The sequence below is a fragment of the Brucella pseudintermedia genome (genome assembly GCF_008932435.1).
GTDB classification, from domain to species: domain Bacteria; phylum Pseudomonadota; class Alphaproteobacteria; order Rhizobiales; family Rhizobiaceae; genus Brucella; species Brucella pseudintermedia.
Genome location: NZ_WBWE01000006.1, coordinates 17,273 through 36,723, shown reverse-complemented (window position 1 = coordinate 36,723; position 19,451 = coordinate 17,273). Strand labels below are relative to the sequence as shown.

Below are 19,451 nucleotides of genomic sequence, written 5' to 3'. Positions count from 1 at the left end.
AAGCCGCACTGTCTGTTGAAACGCAGTTCCGGATCAGCCGAAGCGTCCGGTGATATAGTCCTGCGTGCGCTTTTCGGTCGGCGCGGTGAACATGGTTTCCGTGTCGCCCACTTCGACCAGATTGCCGAGGTGGAACATGGCCGTGCGTTGCGAAACGCGCGCGGCCTGCTGCATCGAGTGCGTGACGATCACGATCGTATAGTTCTGGCGCAGTTCGTCGATCAGCTCTTCCACTTTTGCGGTTGCAATCGGGTCGAGCGCCGAGCACGGTTCGTCCATGAGGATGACTTCCGGGCTGACGGCAATCGCGCGCGCAATGCAAAGGCGCTGCTGCTGGCCGCCGGAAAGACCGGTGCCCGCATCGTGCAGGCGGTCCTTGACTTCCTCGAACAGGCTCGCCTTCTGCAGGCTCGTCACGACGATTTCTTCCAGATCGGCCTTTGTGCGCGCGAGACCGTGGATGCGCGGGCCGTAAGCGACGTTCTCATAGATCGATTTCGGGAACGGATTCGGCTTCTGGAACACCATGCCGACGCGGGCACGCAGTTCAACGACATCGATCTTCGGATCGTAAATGTCCTCATTGTCGAGCGTGATCTTGCCGCCGACCTTGCAGCCTTCGATCGTATCATTCATGCGGTTAAGCGACCGCAGGAAGGTAGACTTGCCGCAACCGGAAGGACCGATCAGCGCCGTGACCATCTTTTCCTGGATTTCCAGATCGACATCGAACAGAGCCTGCTTCTCGCCATAAAACACGCTGACCTTGTCGCCGCGCATCTTTATGGAACTGGCGTTGGCGTTCATTTTTTCTCCTACGGCTTTCTCGAGAGATCGTTCAGTCATCAGGTTCATAGCTTTCGACTCCCGTTTACCAGCGGCGCTCGAAGCGGCGGCGCAGAATGATTGCTGCAATATTCATCACGGCAAGGAACAGAAGCAGGACGATGATAGCGCCTGACGTGCGTTCCACAAAGGCACGTTCTGCTTCGTTTGCCCACATATAGATCTGCACCGGCAAAGCCGTCGCCGGGTCCATCGGTGTCGACGGCACATCGGCGACGAAGGCCACCATGCCGATCAGCAGAAGCGGTGCGGTTTCACCAAGCGCATGGGCAAGGCCGATGATCGTGCCGGTCAGAATGCCGGGCGCGGCAAGCGGCAGGACATGGTGAAACACCATCTGCGTCTTGGATGCTCCAAGGCCAAGGGCCGCCGAACGGATCGAGGGCGGCACGGCGCGAAGCGCGGCGCGGGTAGCGATAATGATGGTGGGAAGCGTCATCAATGTCAGCACCAGACCGCCGACCAGCGAGGCGGAACGCGGCAGGCCGAAGAAGTTGATGAAGACGGCAAGTCCGAGCAGACCAAACACGATGGACGGGACCGCTGCCAGATTGTTGATGTTCACCTCGATCATGTCGGTGAACCGGTTCTTCTTGGCGAACTCTTCCAGATAGATCGAAGCAGCAACGCCGATAGGCAGCGAGAGGCCGAGAACGATGAGCATCATGTAGAGCGAGCCGACCAACGCAACTCCGAGGCCGGAGGTTTCCGGGCGGCTGGATGCGCCGAATTTGAACAGACCGGTATTGAAGGCCTCCTTCATCACGCCTTCTTCGGAAAGCGTCTGCATCCAGCCCACCTGACGGTCCGAAACCTTACGGCTCGTCTCCGGCACGGAAAGATCGATCTGTCCCTTGAAGGCGGAATCAATATCCGCGCCCGCCAGAACCGGAACGGTCTGTGTCGTGCCGATGAGCGATGGATTGTTCATCACCATTTCGCGGAGCTGAATGCGTACGCCATCGGAATAGAAGCGGCCCAGATCGCGCATAGCCGGCCGGTCTGTCGTGGAAACACCAAGCTTTTCGGCCAGGGCATTGCGCACCAGCAGCGGATAATTGGCCGTGATCAGCACATTCGGATCGGTCGCACGCTTGTTGCCCGGATCGATCACGCTCTCTTCAAGCTTTACCGGTAGATAGAGTGTCGTCTGCCAGAAGGCTGTATAGCCCTTGGAGAAAACCGAAAACAGGAGCGCGCACAGAAAGAAGACGCCGATGGCAATCGCAGCAATGCCATAATAGCGGAAGCGACGTTCGGCAGCGTAGCGGCGTTTCAGCCCGATATCGCGGCGTGTCGGCTGTGCCGTGGCACCGCTGGCGTTAAAGGTCGTATCGGTCATTATTCGTACTGCTCCCGGTACTTGCGCACGATGTGCAGCGCAAAGATGTTCATGATCAGCGTCAGGACGAAAAGCGTGATGCCGAGTGCAAAAGCCACCAGCGTCTGCGGCGAATTGAACTCAAGATCGCCGGTAAGCTGGTTGACGATCTTCACCGTGATGGTGGTCATCGCCTCGAATGGATTGATGTTGATGCGCGCCGCAACACCTGCCGCCAGAACCACGATCATGGTCTCACCGATGGCGCGGGAGGCAGTCATCAGAAGCGCGCCGACGATGCCCGGCAATGCCGCCGGAAGGACCACCCGCTTGATGGTTTCGGAGCGGGTCGCGCCAAGACCAAGCGAGCCATCGCGCAACGCACGCGGCACTGCAGTGATGATGTCATCGGAAAGCGACGACACGAATGGGATCAGCATCACCCCCATGACGAGACCGGCAGTCAGCACGCTCTGTGCCATGATGAAGCCCTGACCGCCTGCGATGGCAATCGAAAGATCGCGCAGGAAAGGACCAACTGTCACGAGAGCGAAGAAGCCATAGACGATGCTGGGAATGCCCGCCAGAAGCTCCAGAACCGGCTTTACGACTGTGCGCACGCGAGGCGAAGCATATTCGGCCATGTAGATGGCGGAGAACAAGCCGACCGGAACCGCGAACAGCATGGCCACGAATGCGATATAGAGGGTGCCTGCCAGAAGCGGGATGAGACCGAACTGACCTGTCTCGCCGCCCGAACCGGCAGCGGCAAAGCGCGGATCCCACACCGTGCCGAAGAAGAAGTCCCACGGCGAAACGGATTGGAAGAAGCTGATGGTCTGGAACAGCATCGAACAAATGATGCCGATGGTCGTCAGGATGGCGATACCGGAGGCTGCAATCAGCCCCCAGAGAACAATCCGCTCGACATTGTTGCGCGCACGCATGCGCCGGCTGATCGTGGAGAGGCCGAAGATCAGACCTGCCACCGCGATCACCAGGGAAACAGCAGAACCGATGGTGTGCGTGAGCGCAGTCGCCTTTTTCAGGTATAGCGCGATCGGCACCATATAATCCTGACCTTCGGTCGCAAGGGCCACGCCTTTTGCGCCCAGCAGCGTGCGGGCGTCCTGATAGTTCGACGGGAAACTTTCAAGTTCCGCTGGCGTCAACCGGTCGAGCCCGCTGGCAAGACCGCGAATCATGCCGAGCTGCAGGCTGCGATTGGTGAAGGAACCTTCCTCAATGGCATCCGGCAGGCGGGCGGTCGCACTGTGATCGAGATAAACCGACGTTCCAACAGCCCAGACCGCAAGGAACAGAACCGCAGGCAATGCGGAAACGAGGAAAACCCACCAGCCATGATAATGCGGGCGGGAATGCATTTTCTCGGTCGGCGAGGCCTTTGCGGAAGCAGACTGCGCCTTGTCCAGTGCAACGGCACGCTGGCGACCTATGAAGAATCCGATCAGCCCGATTGCAACGATACTGACGAGAACCAGAAAGAAGGACATTCAATTTCCCCGGTTGCCCTAATGAATGCGGATGGCTTCAAGGTGCAGCTTCCACCCATGCCGTTCCACGCGGATGCGCCTGTATTAATAAAAAGGCGCGAAAGGAGAAGAACGCGGAGATTTTTCATCCCCGCGTTCCACAGGTCAAAAACTTACTTCGCAGCCAATGTCTTGCCTTCGGTGAAGGCAGCGCGCTGTGCTTCACGTTCTGCATCCGGAGCCGGCACCAGACCGTATTCAGCGAGCGGACCGTCAGGGCCGATCATCTGGTCGTTGAGGAAGAATTCAACATATTCCTTGAGGCCCGGGATAACACCGAGATGCGCTTTCTTCACGTAGAAGAACAGCGGACGCGACACCGGATATTCGCCAGAAGCGACAGTTTCAGCGGAAGGGGTAACATCGTTGACGGTGGCGACCTTCAGCTTGTCGGCATTGTTTTCGAAGAAGTAGAGGCCGAAAACGCCAATGCCGGTCTTGTTGGAGTCAATGCGCGCCAGCGTTTCAGCATAATCGCCATCGATGTCGACAGCCTTGCCGTCCTTGCGGACTGCGATACAGGCGGAAGCGGCGGCCTTGTCATCGAGACCGGTCTTTTTGATTTCGTCCAGGGCGCCGGAGTGCTTGCAGCCGTCGGCCAGAACCTTTTCTTCAAACACTTCGCGGGTGCCGTGCTTTTCGCCTGGAATGTAGGCAGCGATGTCCCAGTCCGGCAGGTTCGGGTTGACCTGGTTCCACTTGGTGTTTGGATTGTCGACCAGCTTGCCGTCCACGACCAACTTGGCTGCGAGCGCCTTGTAGACGTCTTCCGGCTTCAGTTTCCAATCTGGACCCTTGGCGTCGGTCGCAAACACGATGCCGTCATAGCCAAAGCGCACTTCCTGGACGTCCTTGACGCCAGCGTCGATGCACGACTTCAGTTCCGAGTCCTTCATGGCGCGCGATGCATTGGCAATATCGATGGTGTTTTCACCGACGCCCTTGCAGAATTCCTTGATGCCTGCGCCCGAGCCACCCGATTCAACAACCGGCGTCTTGAAGTTCGGGAAGGTTTCACCGAACGTCTCGGCAACGATTTTTGCATAAGGAAGAACGGTCGAGGAACCGGCAACCTGAATCTGATCGCGCGCCTGGGCGGCGGAAACCGACATAACGGCAGCGATGGCAAGCGCTGCGGTCGAGGAAATCATCTTGTTCATGAGCTGCGGCTCCTGTTGTAAAAGACATATGACGATGTGGCGTCGTTAGCCCTCTACGCGCTCTATATTACATTCATATGACACTATTGTTACAGGTTTGTATCAGAGACGTTTGCCAGTGAGTTTGTGGGGTTTCGGGCATCACTGAACCGGCAAAGGGAAAGACGGCCGTCGTCCGCCGCATAAGTGCCGGGTTTTTGAGTGGATGGCCCCGGACACACGCATAATGGCTCCCAACTTCCGGCCAGTTTACCCAACCACAGTCCCCGACCTATGCTTCGAGTGACATAGTGACAACACAAGGTTCCGCGTGACTTATCCACGTCTGTTCAATCTCGTCTGTATAATGGCGCTCACAAGCTGGGCGCCGCCGTCTTATGCACAAAGTGCTCCCTCCGTGCTCACCATTGCCACAGAGGGGTATTTTCGGCCCTATAATCTCACGCGGTCCGACGGCACGCTCGACGGCTATGAGGTCGAGCTCGGCAAGCACCTTTGCCAGGCGATGAAAGTCGAATGCGAATTTATCGCCATTCCCTTCGATGCCATCATTCCAAGCCTGCAGGCCGGGAAGGTCGACGCGGTAATGGGAGCGCTGTCGGCCACCGAAGCACGCGAGAAAGTCATCGATTTCTCCATATCCTACGGTCGCACGCCGCAAGTTTTCGCCACCCTGCGCGACAGCCCATACAGCAAACTGCCTCACATGGAAGAAAATCTGGACCTTTCCAGTAATCAGCCGGACATGGATCAGGCTCTTCAGGATGTCACCGCCGCGATAAAGGGAGCGACTGTCGGCGTCGTGGGCGGATCGATAGCCCAATCTCTGATCAATACCTATTTCAAAGAAGGTATCACGGTCCGCGAGTATAAAACCGCCGAAGAGGCCGATCTCGATCTTGCAAGCGGACGCATCGACATGCAGGTCACCGCCCGGTCCTATCTGAACACGCTCCAGAAAACGCAGGCCTATTCCAATGTCGTGATGACCGGTCCGCTTTTCAAAGGCGGACTGCTCGGGCGCGGCGTCGCCGTGGGCCTGCGCAAGGATGAAGCTGATCTGAAGCGCAGATTCAACTTTGCGATCATGGCAGCGAAGGCCGATGGCACCATCAAAAGCCTATCCGAAAAATGGTTCGGATTTGATGTGACGCCGTAGGGCGGCCGAGGTTACTCGTTCGGGCGCGACAATACGTAGGTGGCAGAGCCCAACATAAATAGCGTCACCGCTCCTGCCAGCAGCCAGCCGGGCCTTGCGCCCCACCAGAACAGGCCGTATCCGAGAACCATGCCAAGACATGCGTAGAGCTTGGCGCGCGGCGGAATGGCGCCACGCTCACGCCATTTCATGACCAGCGGCCCGAAACGCTGATCGGCCAGCAGCCGTGCCTCAATCTTTGGCGACGACCGCGCAAAGAACCATGCCGCAAAAATGATGAAGATTGTTGTCGGCATGACCGGTAAAAAGGCACCCACAATGCCGAGACCGAGCATGAGAAAGCCGAGGCAAAGATACACGATCCGCTTGCTCGCCGAAATCGCCGGCGAAGCGGTGTCGATCCTGTTTTTTTCGGAGTGGTCCTGCATGGCGTTCCGTCGTCTGGTCTGAACGCTTATAGCAGGAATTCAGCGCTTCCGTGCAGGGTAACAGCGGTCAAAGAAACGTCATCTCACCATCTTTCGGGCCTGTGGATAACTTTTAAAGTTCGAGAAGAACCGTCCGAACACAGCCACAAATTGCAAATTTGCCCCCAAAACGCCTTATTTTATCAACTTTGCCGCTGCCCCCGAGAACTTGCCTTGCAAATAAAAATTGCACCTCGCGCGGGGCCACCTACCGGGCATGCAAGCAGCTTTTCTTGCGATCGGCGCGTGAAATCAAGGCGCAGCAAAGCCGTCCCGCAGATTCCTAACGAATCGTAAACGACGTTACAGCAATAAGCCCAAACACTTCCTAATATTCCTTTGTTATGTTTAAGCTCTTAAGTAAATAACGATTAGTATAGGATGATTTTCCCTACGCGATATAGATTCGAGCATCGCACAATGTTCTCATTCGAACCACGCCAGCGCCATATTTAGATTCCAGTTCGAGACTGTCTTTCTCAGCGACAACTGTGAGACACCCCGTTAACAACTAGTGGAACTGGCATGACTTTCAAGACCCGTATGGCTATGCTTGCCGTTGCGGCAACCGGTCTTCTCGCGGCCACCGCAATCGAGGCTTCAGCACAGCAATGCGGCGGTGCCTCCTGGTACGCCCTCACTTCCCGCACGGCTTCGGGTGAACGCATGAACCCCGCCGGCCTGACCGCAGCACATCGCACCCTGCCGCTGGGCAGCAAGGTCAAGGTTACCAATCAGAGAAACGGCAAGTCGCTCATCGTGCGCATTAATGATCGCGGCCCGTTCATCAAGGGACGCGTTCTCGACCTGTCCAAGGGCGCCGCAGGTAGGCTCGGCTTCATCGGCGCAGGACATACCAAGGTCTGCTTTACGCCTCTTTGATTTCAGCTGCACTTCGCCTGACTGCTGGATCTATTTCCGATCCAGCCGGTCGGTGAACCAGCGGGTCAGCTTGATCCAGACCTCGTCCTTTTCGGCTGCGTCCTCGATACCGTGTTCGAGATTGGGATTGTCGTTGACCTCGATCACGACAACGCCATCGTCCGTTTCCTTCAGGTCGACGCCATATAGTCCGTCGCCAATGCAGCGCGCCGCGCGCAAGCCCGTTTCCAGTACCGATGGCGGCGCGTCGCCCAGCGCATAGGATCGAAACCCGCCTTCCAGCGGCTTGCCGCCCGTATCGTGCTTGACAATCTGCCAGTGGTTCTTGGCCATCATATACTGGCAGATGAAGAGCGGCTTGCCGTCCAGAACGCCAACGCGCCAGTCAAACCTCGTCGGCATATATTTTTGCGCCAGCAGGAGATCACTGTCCTCCAGCCATAAACTCGCAAGCGCTTTCAGTTCACCGAAATCCTTCACCTTCTTCACGCCGCGCGAGAAAGAGGAATCCGGTATCTTGATGACCATCGGAAAGCCCAGCATATCGGCAGCACGCTCCAGATCCTCCTCACCCGCGATCATCACCGTTGGCGGCACCGCCACCTCGTTGGCCTGCATCAATTCGTGCAGATAAACCTTGTTGGTGCAGCGGATCATGGACATCGGGTCATCGATCACCGGCATGTTTTCCTGCTGCGCCCGGCGGGCGAAACGATAGGTATGATTGGAGATCGACGTCGTCTCGCGGATGAACAATGCGTCGAAATTGGCGAGCCGGGGCAGATCGCGCTTGCCGATCGGTTCCACTTCCACGCCGAGCCTTGCCGCGATCCTTGCCCAATGCTTCAGCGTTGATACGGTTGAAGGCGGCATCGCTTCCTTCGGGTCGCACAGCGTTGCGAAGGAATAGCGCGCTGGCACCTTTGGGCGCGCCGCGCGCCACTCGCGCTGGGTATATCGGTCGAGTGCCTCCTCGAAACGCTCCTTCTGGTCCTTGGAAAACTTGGCGATGTTGGCAAAGCCGATCTTCTGGATTCGGGCCCATTCACCTGGCTTGACGGATACTTCCAGCGATGGCGCGCGAAACCAGTCGAAGAGCAGCCGTCCGAATTTTTCAAAGTCGGGGCTGTCGGCAAGTCCGAAATGCACATGGATTGTCTCGGGTGCCTTTTCCGGATGCTTGCCGAGCGCCTTGTTCAGCATGTCTTCGAGTTCGGGAATGGCGTTTTCATAAAGGCGCCGTTCCGAGAGATCGATCATCGTTTCCACGGAAGGGATGATGCGATGTCCCCGCGCTTCGGCAAGAAGCGAAGCGTAGTAGCCGCGGCTTTGATAGGCGTAAGAGCGCGACAGATTGATGATGCGCGGACGCAATTGGTTGTTGAAGAGTGCCGGATGCGCGAGATAATCGCGCGTGGTCATGACCTTGTGCGGCGTCGCCCCGTTGTCGATATCCGAGAGGCGTCCTACCAGAATGACGCAGATCGTCATCAGTCCGTCCTTTTTTCCAGAATAACGGCGGCCCTCAACCCATCGCTGCCAAACCGCGCAATGCGGTCGAAAATGTGAAAGGGTACAGGGACATTCGCAGCATCGGCAATGGTCTCGCCGAGTTCTTCTTCTACCCAGGGGTCGTGAATGAGAATGTGGCGCCCGTCTTCGCCATGGGCAAGCACCCAATGCGGTACCTTCTTGCCGAACATATGATAGCCGCTGACAAGCACGATCACTGCTGCTCCACGACGCAGGGCAGCCAGAATGTCGTGCAGCGTGAAACCACGATATTCCACCGGAATGGCATAGGCTTCGGTGCGTTGCCGGAAATCGGTTTGGGCCAATTGCATGACCTTACGCTTTTCTTCCGAACGCACAGATTGCAGGAAAAGCATGTCTTCGATGGATACGATGACCGATGCTTTTAGTCCGCGCTCATGCGCGGCGACTGCAAGTCCGAAAGGTTCGCAGCCGCCGGGACCCGACATCATGTAGATGGTGGTCGCATCACGCCACAAACGAACTTCCAGCACGGGATCAAGCCGTGTCTCTCGATTGTGTCGGGCAAGCACCATCATCAGGCAGGCCGCGCCGCACGTGAAATCGGTGGTCTGCTCGTAATAGGGAAAAGCGGTGACCGGCGAAATGTCACCACGAACCGTCTTTTCAAAACGCAGCGCATCCGAATGGTCTGCATAGTAATCGAGATAGCGTCCGATAGGACGGTAGCCGTGCCGCTTGTAAAGCGCGATGGCACGTTCGTTATCCTCGCGTACCTCAAGCCGCAGCAATGGACGGTCGTGGTCATAAGCCGCTGTTTCCGCCGCCTGCAGCAGAAGCGAGCCGACGCCCTTGACCTTTGCCTCCGGATCAACCGCTATCGAATAGAGCCGCGCCAGCGCAGTGCCATGGCGAAACAGGATCATCGCATAGCCGATGACTGCGCCATTCACCGTTGCAACAATGGTTTCTGCGGTCGGCCGCGCGATGAGGGCGCGAAATGAGCGTCGGGAAATCCGGTCCGTCTCGAAACAGCGTTCTTCGATGCGCAAAAGCGCATCCATGTCGTCTGCCGTGGCCTTGCGCGTCGTTGCGCCAGTCATCTTTTGGCCTTTGCAAAGGGATCGTTCCGATCCGGTCGAACACCAACAATTGGCTTATTCGAGGCAAAAGACAAGCGCCCGGACCGTGGCAAAATTATGGGTGCTTTTCGCCGTCCAAGCTGTGCCCTATTCTCTCGCGAATTCTACCAATGATTGTATTATTGAAGGATACCCACATTAACCATTAATTAAGAAGTCAGGCTGTCCCGAGGCGAACCGAATTGACTCCAGACTGTTTCAGACATTAACGTTTCGTTAATAAATGAGTAATGGCGAGAGCCAAAGGGCGTTGAGTATGTTTTGCGTTGTTCGCTCGACCACAAGGATTATGGCAGCCGCCGGTTTCGCAGCGTCGCTGCTGATGGCAAGCTTCAGCGCGGAAGCAGCCTCCGGTGACTTCATGCAAACCGGCAAGCTAACTTCGCAGCCGATCGGACATTACGAATTCTGCAAGCGTAAGCCCAAGGAATGCGGCATTACCAGCCGAGACACCCGCGCGCTGCAGCTCAACCATGCAAACTGGCAGCGCATTGTCGAAATCAATCTTGCGATCAACGAGCGCATCAAGCCAATGACTGACATGGAAATCTACGGTGTCGAGGAATACTGGGCTTATCCGACGACCGTTGGCGACTGCGAGGATTACGTCCTGCTGAAGCAACGCGAATTGCAGAAAGCTGGCATACCGCTCACCGACCTTTTGATTACTGTTGTTCGCAAGCCAGACGGCGAAGGACATGCAGTCCTCACCGTTCGCACTGATCGCGGTGACTTTGTTCTCGACAACCTGACCGACGAAGTCATGCGCTGGAACGAAACGGATTACACCTATCTGAAGCGTCAGGCCGCCAACGATACCGGTCGATGGGTCACCATTGAAGGCCCTGACAATCTCCTCGTCGGCTCCGTGCGCTGACATTGAGAGCTCCTTGTTTATTTGAAAAATGCCCCGGAACGTGCTATTCATTCCGGGTCTTAAAAGGAGAGGTCGGTGCGGTTAGCCCGATCCCCGTTGCAAAGCGGGTCCTGGCCTTCGCGATTGCCGTCATTTGGCAGATGCGTCGAGTCCCTTGACCTTCCACTCCGACGCAATGGTGCATTGGAGAACAAGAGGTCTTGGTCATGAAACAGCAAATCTCCGTCATCACACTTGGTATCGCCGATATTGCGCGCTCACGTCGCTTTTATGCGGAAGGCTTCGGCTGGGTTCCAGTTTTCGAGAATGAGGAAATTATCTTCTATCAGATGAATGGCTTCGTTCTCGGAACGTTTCTGAAATCGTCGCTCGAAACAGACATGAACCGCGATGGCCTTTTGCAACCTGGTGCCTTTTCGCTTGCTCATAATGTGGAGCGGGAGGCAGATGTCACGCCGCTGATGGACCGGCTAGTTGGGGCTGGCGGAAAACTGTTGCGGTCGGCGGATACACCGGCACATGGCGGCTTTCGCGGCTATGTCGCCGATCCTGACGATCACGCCTGGGAAATCGCCTGGAACCCGGCCTGGGCCATCGACGAGAACGGCTTTGTAACATTCGGGGTTTGAATGTTACGCGGTGACCACAGGGCGTGTTTCACGCCCTCTGGTTTCTGATGACGGGACGATGAGAGGCCACGCGTGACAAGAATCTATTTCATTTCACATCCGGAAGTCGTGATCGATCCCGCCAGTCCTGTTCCATCATGGAATCTGTCAGAGCGTGGCCTTGAACGCATGCATTTCTTTGCCAGCCAACCCGAGCTGCGCTCAATCACGTCGATCTGGTCCAGCACCGAAACAAAGGCAATTGAAGCTGCCGAAATCCTGGCCGGTGTTTTACGAATAGTTCCGTCGACCGACGATCGTTTTAGTGAAATCGACCGAAGCTCCACCGGCTTTCTGCCTCCCGACCAGCACGAAATGGTTGCCGACCAGTTCTTTTCTACCCCAGACAAAAGCATTCGCGGATGGGAGCGGGCCATCGATGTGCAGCAGCGCATTGTGGACGGCTTCAAAGCAGTGAAACCGGCCCCGCCCTCTGGCGATATTGCTATTGTCGGTCATGGCGGTGCCGGTACGCTTCTTCTCTGCTTTCTTGCCGGGCTTCCGATCAGCCGCCAGTATGACCAGCCTTATCAGGGGCACTACTGGTGCTATTCGTGCCAGCACAATGCCGTCGTCCATCTCTGGAAGCCGATAGCGCCACGCTGATCCCAATCTAGCCTCGGCTTATGCTGCTGAAACCAGCCTTTCCGCGCCCATGCGGTAGGAAATGGCACTGGCCAGATGGATGCGGCCAACCTTGTCGCTTCCATCGAGATCCGCCAGCGTGCGGGCCACTTTCAGGATGCGATGATAGGCGCGAGCGGAAAAATGCATCTGCTCGCTCGCATCGCGCAAAAGCTTCAGTCCTGCTGCATCCGGCTCCGCGACCTCCTCTATCAGTTTGGCCGAACAATAGGCGTTGGTCATGAAGGGTTCCAGACCGAGCGCGGAATAGCGCTCGCTCTGTACTGCGCGGGCGCGCGCGACACGTTGCGCGACCGTCTCGCTCGTTTCTGATCGCGATGGCTTGATGAGATCGAAAGCGGAGATGGCAGGCATATCCACCCGCAAGTCGATACGATCAAGAAGCGGCCCTGAAATGCGCGCCTGATAGTCAGCCTGACAACGCGGCCCGCGTGCGCAGACATGGCCGGGTTCGCCCGCCATGCCGCAGCGGCAGGGGTTCATGGCCGCGATCAATTGAAAGCGCGCCGGATAGCTGGTTCGGTGATTGACGCGGGCAATCATACATTCGCCAGTTTCAAGCGGCTGGCGCAGCGAATCCAGCACTTGCGGGGAGAACTCCGGAAACTCGTCCAGAAACAGCACGCCATTGTGCGCAAGCGATACTTCGCCGGGCCGTGCGCGTAGTCCGCCACCAACCATCGCCGCCATCGATGCCGAATGATGCGGTGCGCGGAACGGACGGCGATCCGACAATTTTCCACCTGAAAGCTCACCCGCAATCGAGGCGATCATCGAAACGTCCAGCAATTCGCGCGGAGAAAGACGCGGCAGAATGGATGGCAATCGCTGGGCAAGCATGGATTTACCCGATCCCGGTGGCCCTACAAGCAGCAAATTATGGTTACCAGCGGCGGCGATTTCAAGCGCCCGCTTGGCGGTCTCCTGCCCCTTTATGTCGGCAAGATCGAGTTCCGTTTCACCGGAAATCCGCATGGATGGTTCAGGCCGGGTCAAAACCTGCGTACCGCGAAAATGGTTGGCAAGAGCGATCAGACTACGCGGTGCCAAAATATCAATCTCAGCGCCCGCCCAGGCCGCCTCCGGCCCGCAGGCATATGGGCAGATGAGTCCCTTTTCTTCCCTGTTAGCGCCAATCGCGGCAGGCAGCACACCTGCGACTGAGGTTATCGAACCATCGAGCGACAATTCACCCAGAACGAGATAGGACTGGATCGCATCCGCCGGGATAGCTCCGATCGCCGCCATAAGCCCGACTGCAATCGGCAAATCATAATGCGACCCTTCTTTCGGCAGGTCGGCAGGCGCCAGATTGACGGTCACCCGCTTTGTAGGCATGGAGAGGCCTGAGGCGTGCAATGCCGCCTGAACCCGCTCACGGCTTTCCGCCACGGCCTTGTCCGGCAGTCCGACAATGGACATGCCCATCTTGCCTGGCGCAACCATTACCTGCACGTCGACAGGCACAGCCTCTATGCCTTGAAAAGCAACCGTCCCAACCCGCGCGACCATGTGCCCCCGCTCGCCACGCACCACATCTCTTAAGTGAGTAAATACTCAAATACAACTTGAAGAGTTAAGCACGGACGAGCGGCAAATTCAAGAACAATAAGAGAACGAAATGAGGTCTGCCTCTACCGCTTGGCTTCCACCGCGTCCCAGAACAAGGCCGCAATGTTGGTTCCGTCGAAACGCTGGATTTCGCGGATGCCGGTTGGCGAGGTGACGTTGATCTCGGTCATGTAGTCGCCGATCACATCGATGCCAACCAGAATGAAGCCGCGCTCTTTCAGCGATGGGCCAATGCGCTCGCAGATCTCGCGTTCACGCGGCGTAAGCTTGCTCTGTTCGGCGCGTCCTCCAACATGCATGTTGGACCGGGCATCGGTTTCCGACGGCACGCGGTTGATTGCGCCCACGGGTTCACCGTCGATCAGGATAATACGCTTGTCGCCAGCACGCACATCCTTCAGATAGCGCTGCGCGATGAATGGTTCCTTGAACAGCTGGCCGAACATTTCCAAAAGCGAGGTCAGGTTGCGGTCGCCATCGGCCAGATGGAACACGCCCGCACCGCCATTGCCGTAAAGCGGCTTCAAGATGATGTCTCCGAACTCGCGCCGGAAATCCATCACTTCCTGCGGGTCCTTGGTGATCAGCGTTTCCGGCATCAGGTCAGGAAACTCGGTCACGAAGATTTTTTCGGGACTGTTGCGTACCCACGCCGGGTCGTTGACCACCAGCGTTTTCGGATGAATTCGCTCCAGAAGATGGGTGGTCGTAATGTAATTCATGTCGAAGGGCGGATCCTGACGCAGAAGCACCACATCCATTTCCGACAGGTCGCGGCGAACCGGCTCGCCCAGCGTATAATGATCGCCCTTGATGTCGCGCACTTCCATTGTTTCGAGGCGAGCGGAAACGATGCCATCGCGCATCGAAAGGCGGTCCGGCGTATAATGATAAAGCTCATGACCGCGCTTTTGCGCCTCGAGCGAGAGGGCGAACGTGGTATCGCCTGCGATATTCACCGTGCTGATATGGTCCATCTGGACCGCGACTTTGAGAGCCATGATTTCCTCGCGATTCGAAGTTGCGGGAAATCTAAAACGGAATGATCAGGCAATATAGCCCTTTCTCTCAATCCGGCGCGGACTCCGTTTGTGCTTTTCCAGTATGTGAAGTTGAACTGGATCGGTTTTCATCCATTATCTATGCTTGATGCAATTGCTGCGGGCGTCTCGGGAGGAAAATGTGACCGTTGTTAAAACTACCCTGTTTGCCGACCATGTAGCAGAACTGGGCGAAGGTCCCGGCTACGATCCACTGAGCGGTAATGTCTGGTGGTTCGACATTCTCGGCCAGAAACTGATCGAGAAGAACTGGGACAGCGGCGAAACCCACGTCCATGCGCTCGGCATGAAAGCGAGCGCCCTCGCTGTGATTGATCGCGATCGGCAGTTGATTGTCAGCGAACATGGTCTGTTCATCCGTGAGCGCGCCAACGGGCGCCTCACTCTTCATCATCCACTCGAAGCGGACAACGAAATCACCCGCTCTAACGACGCGCGCGTGCATCCTTCGGGATCTTTCTGGATCGGCACGATGGGCAAGAAAGCGGAACCCGATGCAGGTTCCATCTGGTGGTATCGCGAAGGCCAGGTGAAAAAGCTGTTTTCCGGCATCACAATCACCAATTCGATCTGCTTTTCCCCTGACGGAAAGATCGCCTATTTTGCCGATACGGATCGCAATATTATCTGGCGGGTCGATACGGACCCCGAAACCGGATTGCCGGTATCGGACAAAAGCGTCTTCCACCACCGGACTGAAGAAGGCGGTGTCGATGGCTCTGTCGTTGACGCGGAAGGCACGCTGTGGAATGCCTGCTGGGGCGGCCAATCGCTCAACGCCTATTCAGCGCAAGGCCGCCTCATCCGCTCTGTTCCGCTGCCTGTCGGCCAGCCATCATGCCCGGCTTTCGTCGGACCGGATGCGACGGCGATGATCGTGACAAGCGCCCACGAGGGCCTGAATGACGAAGCCCGCCGGTCCGACCCTCATGCCGGAAAGGTGTTGCTGCTTGATCTCACAGTTGCCGGGCGGCACGATCCGCCGGTCCGTCTATAGAGCACAAATGAAAAAGGACCCGCAGGCCCTTTGATTTCAGATGCCCTCGACGATGATGATCTCGCCGTCGGCCACTGTCTGGCGGATAGCCTTCGCCGCCTGATATTCCGGCGAATTGTAGCAATCGAGCGCGTGCTGCATGGTCTCGAATTCGATGATCACATTGCGGGCGCGGCCCGGCCCCTCCACGGCTTCAGCCTTGCCCCCGCGTGCGATGAAATTTGCCCCGTAGCGCTCAAAAGCCGGTTTCGCCGTCGAAACATAATCCTTGTATCGCTCGGGATCGCGGACATCCACGCGGGCAATCCAATAGGCTTTCGTCATATTCTCTCCTCCAGTGTACTTTCACGCAACCGAGCGCATTTCTTCCAGAATGGCAAGGGCTGCGGCTTTGCGATCAACTGCGCCGACAATCGGTCGGGCGACAACCAAATGGCTGGCTCCGGCCTTCAAGGCATCGGCAGGAGTCATGACCCGTTTCTGGTCACCCTTTTGCGAACCGGCGGGACGAATGCCGGGCGTGACGATGGCCATGTCCGGACCGACCGCCTGACGGATGGCCGTGGCTTCAACAGCAGAAGCGACAATGCCGCCCATACCCGCCTCGCGCGCCTGACGGGCCCGTTTCAGCACCAGTGTTTCCGCATCGTCGGAATATCCGGCTTCCCGCAAATCAGCATTGTCCATTGAAGTCAGAACCGTCACGCCCAAGAGGCAGAGGTCCGATCCCTTTGCGGCTTCTACGGCTGCCCGCATCGCTTTGGGGTAGGCATGGAGCGTGAGCATGGAAACGCCCATCTTCGCGACGTTTTCGACGCCTTTTGCGATGGTGTTGTCGATATCGAGGAGCTTCATGTCGAGGAAGACTTTTTTCTTCGCCGCGACAAGGCTTTTTGCGAAGCCGAGACCGCCCGCGAAAACGAGCTGATACCCGATCTTGTAGAAGGAAACAGCATCGCCCAGCTCTTCGACCGCCTTCTCCGCCTCAGCAATAGTCGGCACGTCGAGGCCCACGATCAGTTGATCGCGCAAATCTGTCGTCGTCATGAGAGTCTCCGTGGTGATTTTTACTCTCTTCGCACAACAGGTCCCGTTACGAAAGAGACGTAATCAGCTTTTTGCTGCTTCCACCCGCGCGATGAGACTGCGGCAGACAGCGGAGAGCATCCTGGCACTGCGCTCTTCTTTCAGCGTGCCGTCCTCATTGAATGCCACCGATGCATGACCGACTGAACATTGCTCTGTGACGATCTGCACCCCGACATTCATCAGCACGGCACGCAGGTGATAAAGCCCTCGCATCCCGGCAAACACGCCGTCGGAACTGGAACAGAGCCCGACGGTCAGGCCGGCATAGGGCCTGAACGGTTTGTCGCCATCGCTTGAGATGCGGCTGACCCAATCAATGGTGTTTTTCAGAAGAGGCGGGATTGAGGCGTTATATTCCGGCGAGCAGATCATCAGCCCGTCGTGCTGGGCAAACAAACGACCGAGTATCAACGCGTTCTCGGGAACGCCATGCTCCTTTTCCAGATTCTGGTCCATGAGCGGCAGCGGATAGTCGGCAAGCGTGATGCGTGTTACCTCAGCGCCCTGCGCCCGCAATTCCTTTTCGGCTGCATCGGCCATATGTCCAGAAAAAGCGCCAATGCGAACCGAACCCGCGAAGACGAGAATACGTGCAGTCATACTAAAACTCCGCGAGGAAAAATCTAAACCAGTGGGCTGCGATAAACCCAGAGCTGTGCGGGCGGCACATTCCGCACTACAAAATCATAGTGCTGGACGGTATAATTGCCGCGACCGGCAGGAACCGGCGGCAAGGGGCCGTAGGTGATCTGCATCAGCGGGCGTCCGCGCGGAATACGCGAAAGCAGGCTTTCGACAAGCTGGATGCGCCGATCCATGGGGAAATTGAGCATCGGCACGGCAGAAATGATGCAGTCGAATTTCTGGTCCTTCTTTTCACCCAGCGCTGTATCGAGATCGAATGCGTCACCCTGGATGATATTGACCTCCGGAAAGATCGTATTCAGGTGGTCCACGAAATCCTGCGAATATTCGATGGAATAAAGGTCGGCAGGTTTGACGCCCTGTTTCAGGATCGCCTTGGTGATAACGCCAGTGCCCGGCCCAAGCTCCAGAACCGGAAGACCGGAGCCGGTATCAATAACGCTTGCCATGCGGCGGGCCGTAATGGAACTCGTCGGCAAAATAGCGCCGACCGCTTTCGGTCCGTCTATCCATCCCTTGAAAAAACGGATCTCCTCATCGAACTTAGCGGCCAGTTTCCTGCCGAGCTGTCCTGCCATTCTCGCTGCTCCCATTGTCGTTATTGGACAAGTTTATGCCGCTTTGAATTCTCTAAGCAAGGCGTGATTAAGGAAAAGAACAAAAAAGGGAGCCGAAAGGCCCCCATTTTTATTCTCCTATACCTTCGAAGAATTCCTTCATCCTTGAGAAGAACCCGGCTGATTTCGGGCTATTCTCCTGCGAAGAAAGTTTTTCAAACTCTTCCAGCAGTTCGCGCTGACGCTTGGACAGGTTCTGCGGCGTCTCAATGTCGATTTGTATGTAAAGATCGCCGACAGCTGCCTGGCGCAGAACCGGCATTCCCTTGCCCTTGAGGCGGAACTGCTTGCCGTTCTGCGTGCCTTCCGGAACCTTCACACGCGTCTGTGTGCCGTCGAGCGTCGATACTTCAAACTGGCCGCCAAGCGCTGCCGTCGTCATCGAGATCGGCACCTTGCAATAGAGGTCCGAGCCGTCACGCTGGAAAAATTCATGCGGCTTGACGGAAAGGAAAATGTAGAGATCGCCCGACGGGCCGCCGCGCATGCCGGCTTCGCCTTCACCGGCAAGGCGGATACGGGTGCCGTCCTCGATGCCTGGCGGGATATTGACCGACAGCGAACGTTCCTGCGTCACGCGGCCCTGACCGTGGCACTTGCCGCAAGGGTCCTTGATGATCTGCCCGCGACCGTTACAGGTCGGGCAGGTGCGCTCCACCGAGAAAAAGCCCTGCGCGGCGCGGACACGGCCCGAGCCCGAGCACATAGTGCAAGTGGTGGGTTGCGAACCGGCCTTTGCGCCGGAGCCGGAACACTCATCGCACGTGATGGAAGTCGGAACGCGGATTTGCGCGGTCTTGCCCGCATAGGCTTCTTCCAGCGTCACTTCCATATTGTAGCGAAGATCGGCACCGCGCTCGCGCCCGCCATTGGAGCGGCGGCGACCGCCGCCCATCATCTCGCCAAAAATATCCTCGAAAATATCGGCAAAACCGCCGCTACCGGCAAAACCATTGCCAAAACCGCCACCCATACCGCCATTTTCAAAGGCAGCATGGCCAAAACGATCGTATGCAGCCCGCTTTTGCGGGTCCTTCAGCGTTTCGTAAGCCTCGCCAATTTCCTTGAACTTGCGTTCAGCTTCCGGATTATCCGGATTGCGATCCGGATGATATTCCATGGCGAGTTTGCGAAACGCCGTCTTCAGCGTCTTGTCGTCTGCTGTTCTATCAACACCCAGAGCTTCGTAGTAGTCGATCTTCATCAGTTCGTTATCCCGGCGACAGGAACGCGCCTTTTGTTTTCACGGACATCGT

General features: G+C 57.0%; 20 protein-coding genes. 6 read left to right on the top strand and 14 right to left on the bottom strand.

From position 1 onward, the window contains the following. Positions 1-33: 33 nt before the first annotated feature. From pstB to F9K78_RS09425, 4 genes are all read right to left on the bottom strand, one after another. A complete protein-coding gene (gene pstB / locus F9K78_RS09440; RefSeq protein ID WP_235925404.1) occupies positions 34-807 on the bottom strand; it encodes a phosphate ABC transporter ATP-binding protein PstB in 774 nt (257 codons plus the stop codon). A gap of 64 nt (positions 808-871) precedes the next feature. Beyond that, positions 872-2,188 carry a phosphate ABC transporter permease PstA gene (gene pstA, locus F9K78_RS09435; RefSeq protein WP_121987014.1) on the bottom strand — a complete coding sequence of 439 codons (1,317 nt, stop codon included), beginning with the start codon at positions 2,186-2,188 and terminating at the stop codon, positions 872-874. Further along, positions 2,188-3,681 (bottom strand): phosphate ABC transporter permease subunit PstC, encoded by a 1,494-nt coding sequence (pstC, locus tag F9K78_RS09430; RefSeq protein ID WP_121987015.1) that lies wholly within the window; start codon positions 3,679-3,681, stop codon positions 2,188-2,190. Before pstC ends, pstA begins: the two co-directional genes overlap by 1 nt. 152 nt (positions 3,682-3,833) lie before the next feature. Next, on the bottom strand, positions 3,834-4,880 hold the full coding sequence (locus F9K78_RS09425; protein ID WP_121981273.1) for a PstS family phosphate ABC transporter substrate-binding protein: 1,047 nt from the start codon (positions 4,878-4,880) through the stop codon (positions 3,834-3,836). 310 nt (positions 4,881-5,190) lie between these two features. Here F9K78_RS09425 and F9K78_RS09420 point away from each other — a divergent pair, with 310 nt between their 5' ends. After that, the gene (locus tag F9K78_RS09420; RefSeq protein ID WP_121987016.1) at positions 5,191-6,039 is read left to right on the top strand and encodes a transporter substrate-binding domain-containing protein; all 849 of its coding nucleotides are present in this window, start codon (positions 5,191-5,193) and stop codon (positions 6,037-6,039) included. A gap of 11 nt (positions 6,040-6,050) precedes the next feature. Here F9K78_RS09420 and F9K78_RS09415 read toward each other — a convergent pair whose 3' ends face one another. Then, positions 6,051-6,467: a YbaN family protein gene (locus tag F9K78_RS09415; RefSeq protein WP_121987017.1), complete on the bottom strand. Its 417-nt coding sequence runs from the start codon at positions 6,465-6,467 to the stop codon at positions 6,051-6,053. Between the two features lie 564 nt (positions 6,468-7,031). Here F9K78_RS09415 and F9K78_RS09410 point away from each other — a divergent pair. Beyond that, positions 7,032-7,388 (top strand): septal ring lytic transglycosylase RlpA family protein, encoded by a 357-nt coding sequence (locus tag F9K78_RS09410; RefSeq protein ID WP_121987018.1) that lies wholly within the window; start codon positions 7,032-7,034, stop codon positions 7,386-7,388. 30 nt (positions 7,389-7,418) lie between these two features. On the opposite strand, the gene F9K78_RS09405 is transcribed toward F9K78_RS09410, so the two are convergent. Then, the gene (locus tag F9K78_RS09405; protein WP_121987019.1) at positions 7,419-8,879 is read right to left on the bottom strand and encodes a RimK family protein; all 1,461 of its coding nucleotides are present in this window, start codon (positions 8,877-8,879) and stop codon (positions 7,419-7,421) included. After that, a complete protein-coding gene (locus F9K78_RS09400) occupies positions 8,879-9,985 on the bottom strand; it encodes a GNAT family N-acetyltransferase/peptidase C39 family protein (RefSeq protein ID WP_121987020.1) in 1,107 nt (368 codons plus the stop codon). Before F9K78_RS09400 ends, F9K78_RS09405 begins: the two co-directional genes overlap by 1 nt. Before the next feature lie 295 nt (positions 9,986-10,280). Between F9K78_RS09400 and F9K78_RS09395 the strand changes: the two genes are divergently transcribed. From F9K78_RS09395 to F9K78_RS09385, 3 genes are all read left to right on the top strand, one after another. Beyond that, the gene (locus F9K78_RS09395) at positions 10,281-10,901 is read left to right on the top strand and encodes a transglutaminase-like cysteine peptidase (protein ID WP_121987021.1); all 621 of its coding nucleotides are present in this window, start codon (positions 10,281-10,283) and stop codon (positions 10,899-10,901) included. Between the two features lie 206 nt (positions 10,902-11,107). After that, positions 11,108-11,530, top strand: a complete 423-nt coding sequence (locus F9K78_RS09390) for a VOC family protein (protein ID WP_121981266.1) — start codon at positions 11,108-11,110, stop codon at positions 11,528-11,530. Positions 11,531-11,602: 72 nt separating this feature from the next. After that, on the top strand, positions 11,603-12,175 hold the full coding sequence (locus tag F9K78_RS09385; protein WP_121987022.1) for a histidine phosphatase family protein: 573 nt from the start codon (positions 11,603-11,605) through the stop codon (positions 12,173-12,175). An 18-nt stretch (positions 12,176-12,193) separates the two neighbouring features. On the opposite strand, the gene F9K78_RS09380 is transcribed toward F9K78_RS09385, so the two are convergent. Beyond that, on the bottom strand, positions 12,194-13,726 hold the full coding sequence (locus F9K78_RS09380) for a YifB family Mg chelatase-like AAA ATPase (RefSeq protein ID WP_121987023.1): 1,533 nt from the start codon (positions 13,724-13,726) through the stop codon (positions 12,194-12,196). A gap of 122 nt (positions 13,727-13,848) precedes the next feature. Continuing rightward, on the bottom strand, positions 13,849-14,787 hold the full coding sequence (gene gshB, locus F9K78_RS09375) for a glutathione synthase (protein WP_121987024.1): 939 nt from the start codon (positions 14,785-14,787) through the stop codon (positions 13,849-13,851). A gap of 181 nt (positions 14,788-14,968) precedes the next feature. On the opposite strand from gshB, the gene F9K78_RS09370 reads away from it, so the two are divergent. Further along, complete coding sequence (locus F9K78_RS09370) at positions 14,969-15,844, top strand: SMP-30/gluconolactonase/LRE family protein (RefSeq protein ID WP_121987025.1); 876 nt, start codon at positions 14,969-14,971, stop codon at positions 15,842-15,844. A gap of 36 nt (positions 15,845-15,880) precedes the next feature. Here F9K78_RS09370 and F9K78_RS09365 read toward each other — a convergent pair whose 3' ends face one another. From F9K78_RS09365 to dnaJ, 5 genes are all read right to left on the bottom strand, one after another. Then, positions 15,881-16,168 carry a DUF1330 domain-containing protein gene (locus F9K78_RS09365; RefSeq protein ID WP_121987026.1) on the bottom strand — a complete coding sequence of 96 codons (288 nt, stop codon included), beginning with the start codon at positions 16,166-16,168 and terminating at the stop codon, positions 15,881-15,883. A gap of 21 nt (positions 16,169-16,189) precedes the next feature. Then, a complete protein-coding gene (pyrF, locus tag F9K78_RS09360) occupies positions 16,190-16,891 on the bottom strand; it encodes an orotidine-5'-phosphate decarboxylase (RefSeq protein ID WP_121987027.1) in 702 nt (233 codons plus the stop codon). A 63-nt stretch (positions 16,892-16,954) separates the two neighbouring features. After that, positions 16,955-17,533: an NADPH-dependent FMN reductase gene (locus tag F9K78_RS09355; RefSeq protein ID WP_121987028.1), complete on the bottom strand. Its 579-nt coding sequence runs from the start codon at positions 17,531-17,533 to the stop codon at positions 16,955-16,957. Positions 17,534-17,556: 23 nt separating this feature from the next. Then, positions 17,557-18,156, bottom strand: coding sequence for a phospholipid N-methyltransferase PmtA (pmtA, locus tag F9K78_RS09350; protein WP_121981257.1), 600 nt, complete (start codon positions 18,154-18,156; stop codon positions 17,557-17,559). A 109-nt stretch (positions 18,157-18,265) separates the two neighbouring features. Further along, positions 18,266-19,399 carry a molecular chaperone DnaJ gene (gene dnaJ, locus F9K78_RS09345; protein WP_162929747.1) on the bottom strand — a complete coding sequence of 378 codons (1,134 nt, stop codon included), beginning with the start codon at positions 19,397-19,399 and terminating at the stop codon, positions 18,266-18,268. Between the last annotated feature and the right edge of the window lie 52 nt (positions 19,400-19,451).

Excerpts from the sequence above, each read along its gene's own strand:
- pmtA (WP_121981257.1), bottom strand. The coding sequence starts at position 18,156 with ATGGCAGGACAGCTCGGCAGGAAACTGGCCGCTAAGTTCGATGAGGAG.
- F9K78_RS09410 (WP_121987018.1), top strand. The coding sequence starts at position 7,032 with ATGACTTTCAAGACCCGTATGGCTATGCTTGCCGTTGCGGCAACCGGT.
- F9K78_RS09415 (WP_121987017.1), bottom strand. The coding sequence starts at position 6,467 with ATGCAGGACCACTCCGAAAAAAACAGGATCGACACCGCTTCGCCGGCG.
- F9K78_RS09395 (WP_121987021.1), top strand. The coding sequence starts at position 10,281 with ATGTTTTGCGTTGTTCGCTCGACCACAAGGATTATGGCAGCCGCCGGT.
- pstA (WP_121987014.1), bottom strand. The coding sequence starts at position 2,188 with ATGACCGATACGACCTTTAACGCCAGCGGTGCCACGGCACAGCCGACA.
- pstC (WP_121987015.1), bottom strand. The coding sequence starts at position 3,681 with ATGTCCTTCTTTCTGGTTCTCGTCAGTATCGTTGCAATCGGGCTGATC.
- F9K78_RS09355 (WP_121987028.1), bottom strand. The coding sequence starts at position 17,533 with ATGACTGCACGTATTCTCGTCTTCGCGGGTTCGGTTCGCATTGGCGCT.
- F9K78_RS09400 (WP_121987020.1), bottom strand. The coding sequence starts at position 9,985 with ATGACTGGCGCAACGACGCGCAAGGCCACGGCAGACGACATGGATGCG.
- F9K78_RS09390 (WP_121981266.1), top strand. The coding sequence starts at position 11,108 with ATGAAACAGCAAATCTCCGTCATCACACTTGGTATCGCCGATATTGCG.
- gshB (WP_121987024.1), bottom strand. The coding sequence starts at position 14,787 with ATGGCTCTCAAAGTCGCGGTCCAGATGGACCATATCAGCACGGTGAAT.
- F9K78_RS09425 (WP_121981273.1), bottom strand. The coding sequence starts at position 4,880 with ATGAACAAGATGATTTCCTCGACCGCAGCGCTTGCCATCGCTGCCGTT.
- F9K78_RS09405 (WP_121987019.1), bottom strand. The coding sequence starts at position 8,879 with ATGACGATCTGCGTCATTCTGGTAGGACGCCTCTCGGATATCGACAAC.
- dnaJ (WP_162929747.1), bottom strand. The coding sequence starts at position 19,399 with ATGAAGATCGACTACTACGAAGCTCTGGGTGTTGATAGAACAGCAGAC.
- pyrF (WP_121987027.1), bottom strand. The coding sequence starts at position 16,891 with ATGACGACGACAGATTTGCGCGATCAACTGATCGTGGGCCTCGACGTG.
- F9K78_RS09380 (WP_121987023.1), bottom strand. The coding sequence starts at position 13,726 with ATGGTCGCGCGGGTTGGGACGGTTGCTTTTCAAGGCATAGAGGCTGTG.
- pstB (WP_235925404.1), bottom strand. The coding sequence starts at position 807 with ATGAACGCCAACGCCAGTTCCATAAAGATGCGCGGCGACAAGGTCAGC.
- F9K78_RS09365 (WP_121987026.1), bottom strand. The coding sequence starts at position 16,168 with ATGACGAAAGCCTATTGGATTGCCCGCGTGGATGTCCGCGATCCCGAG.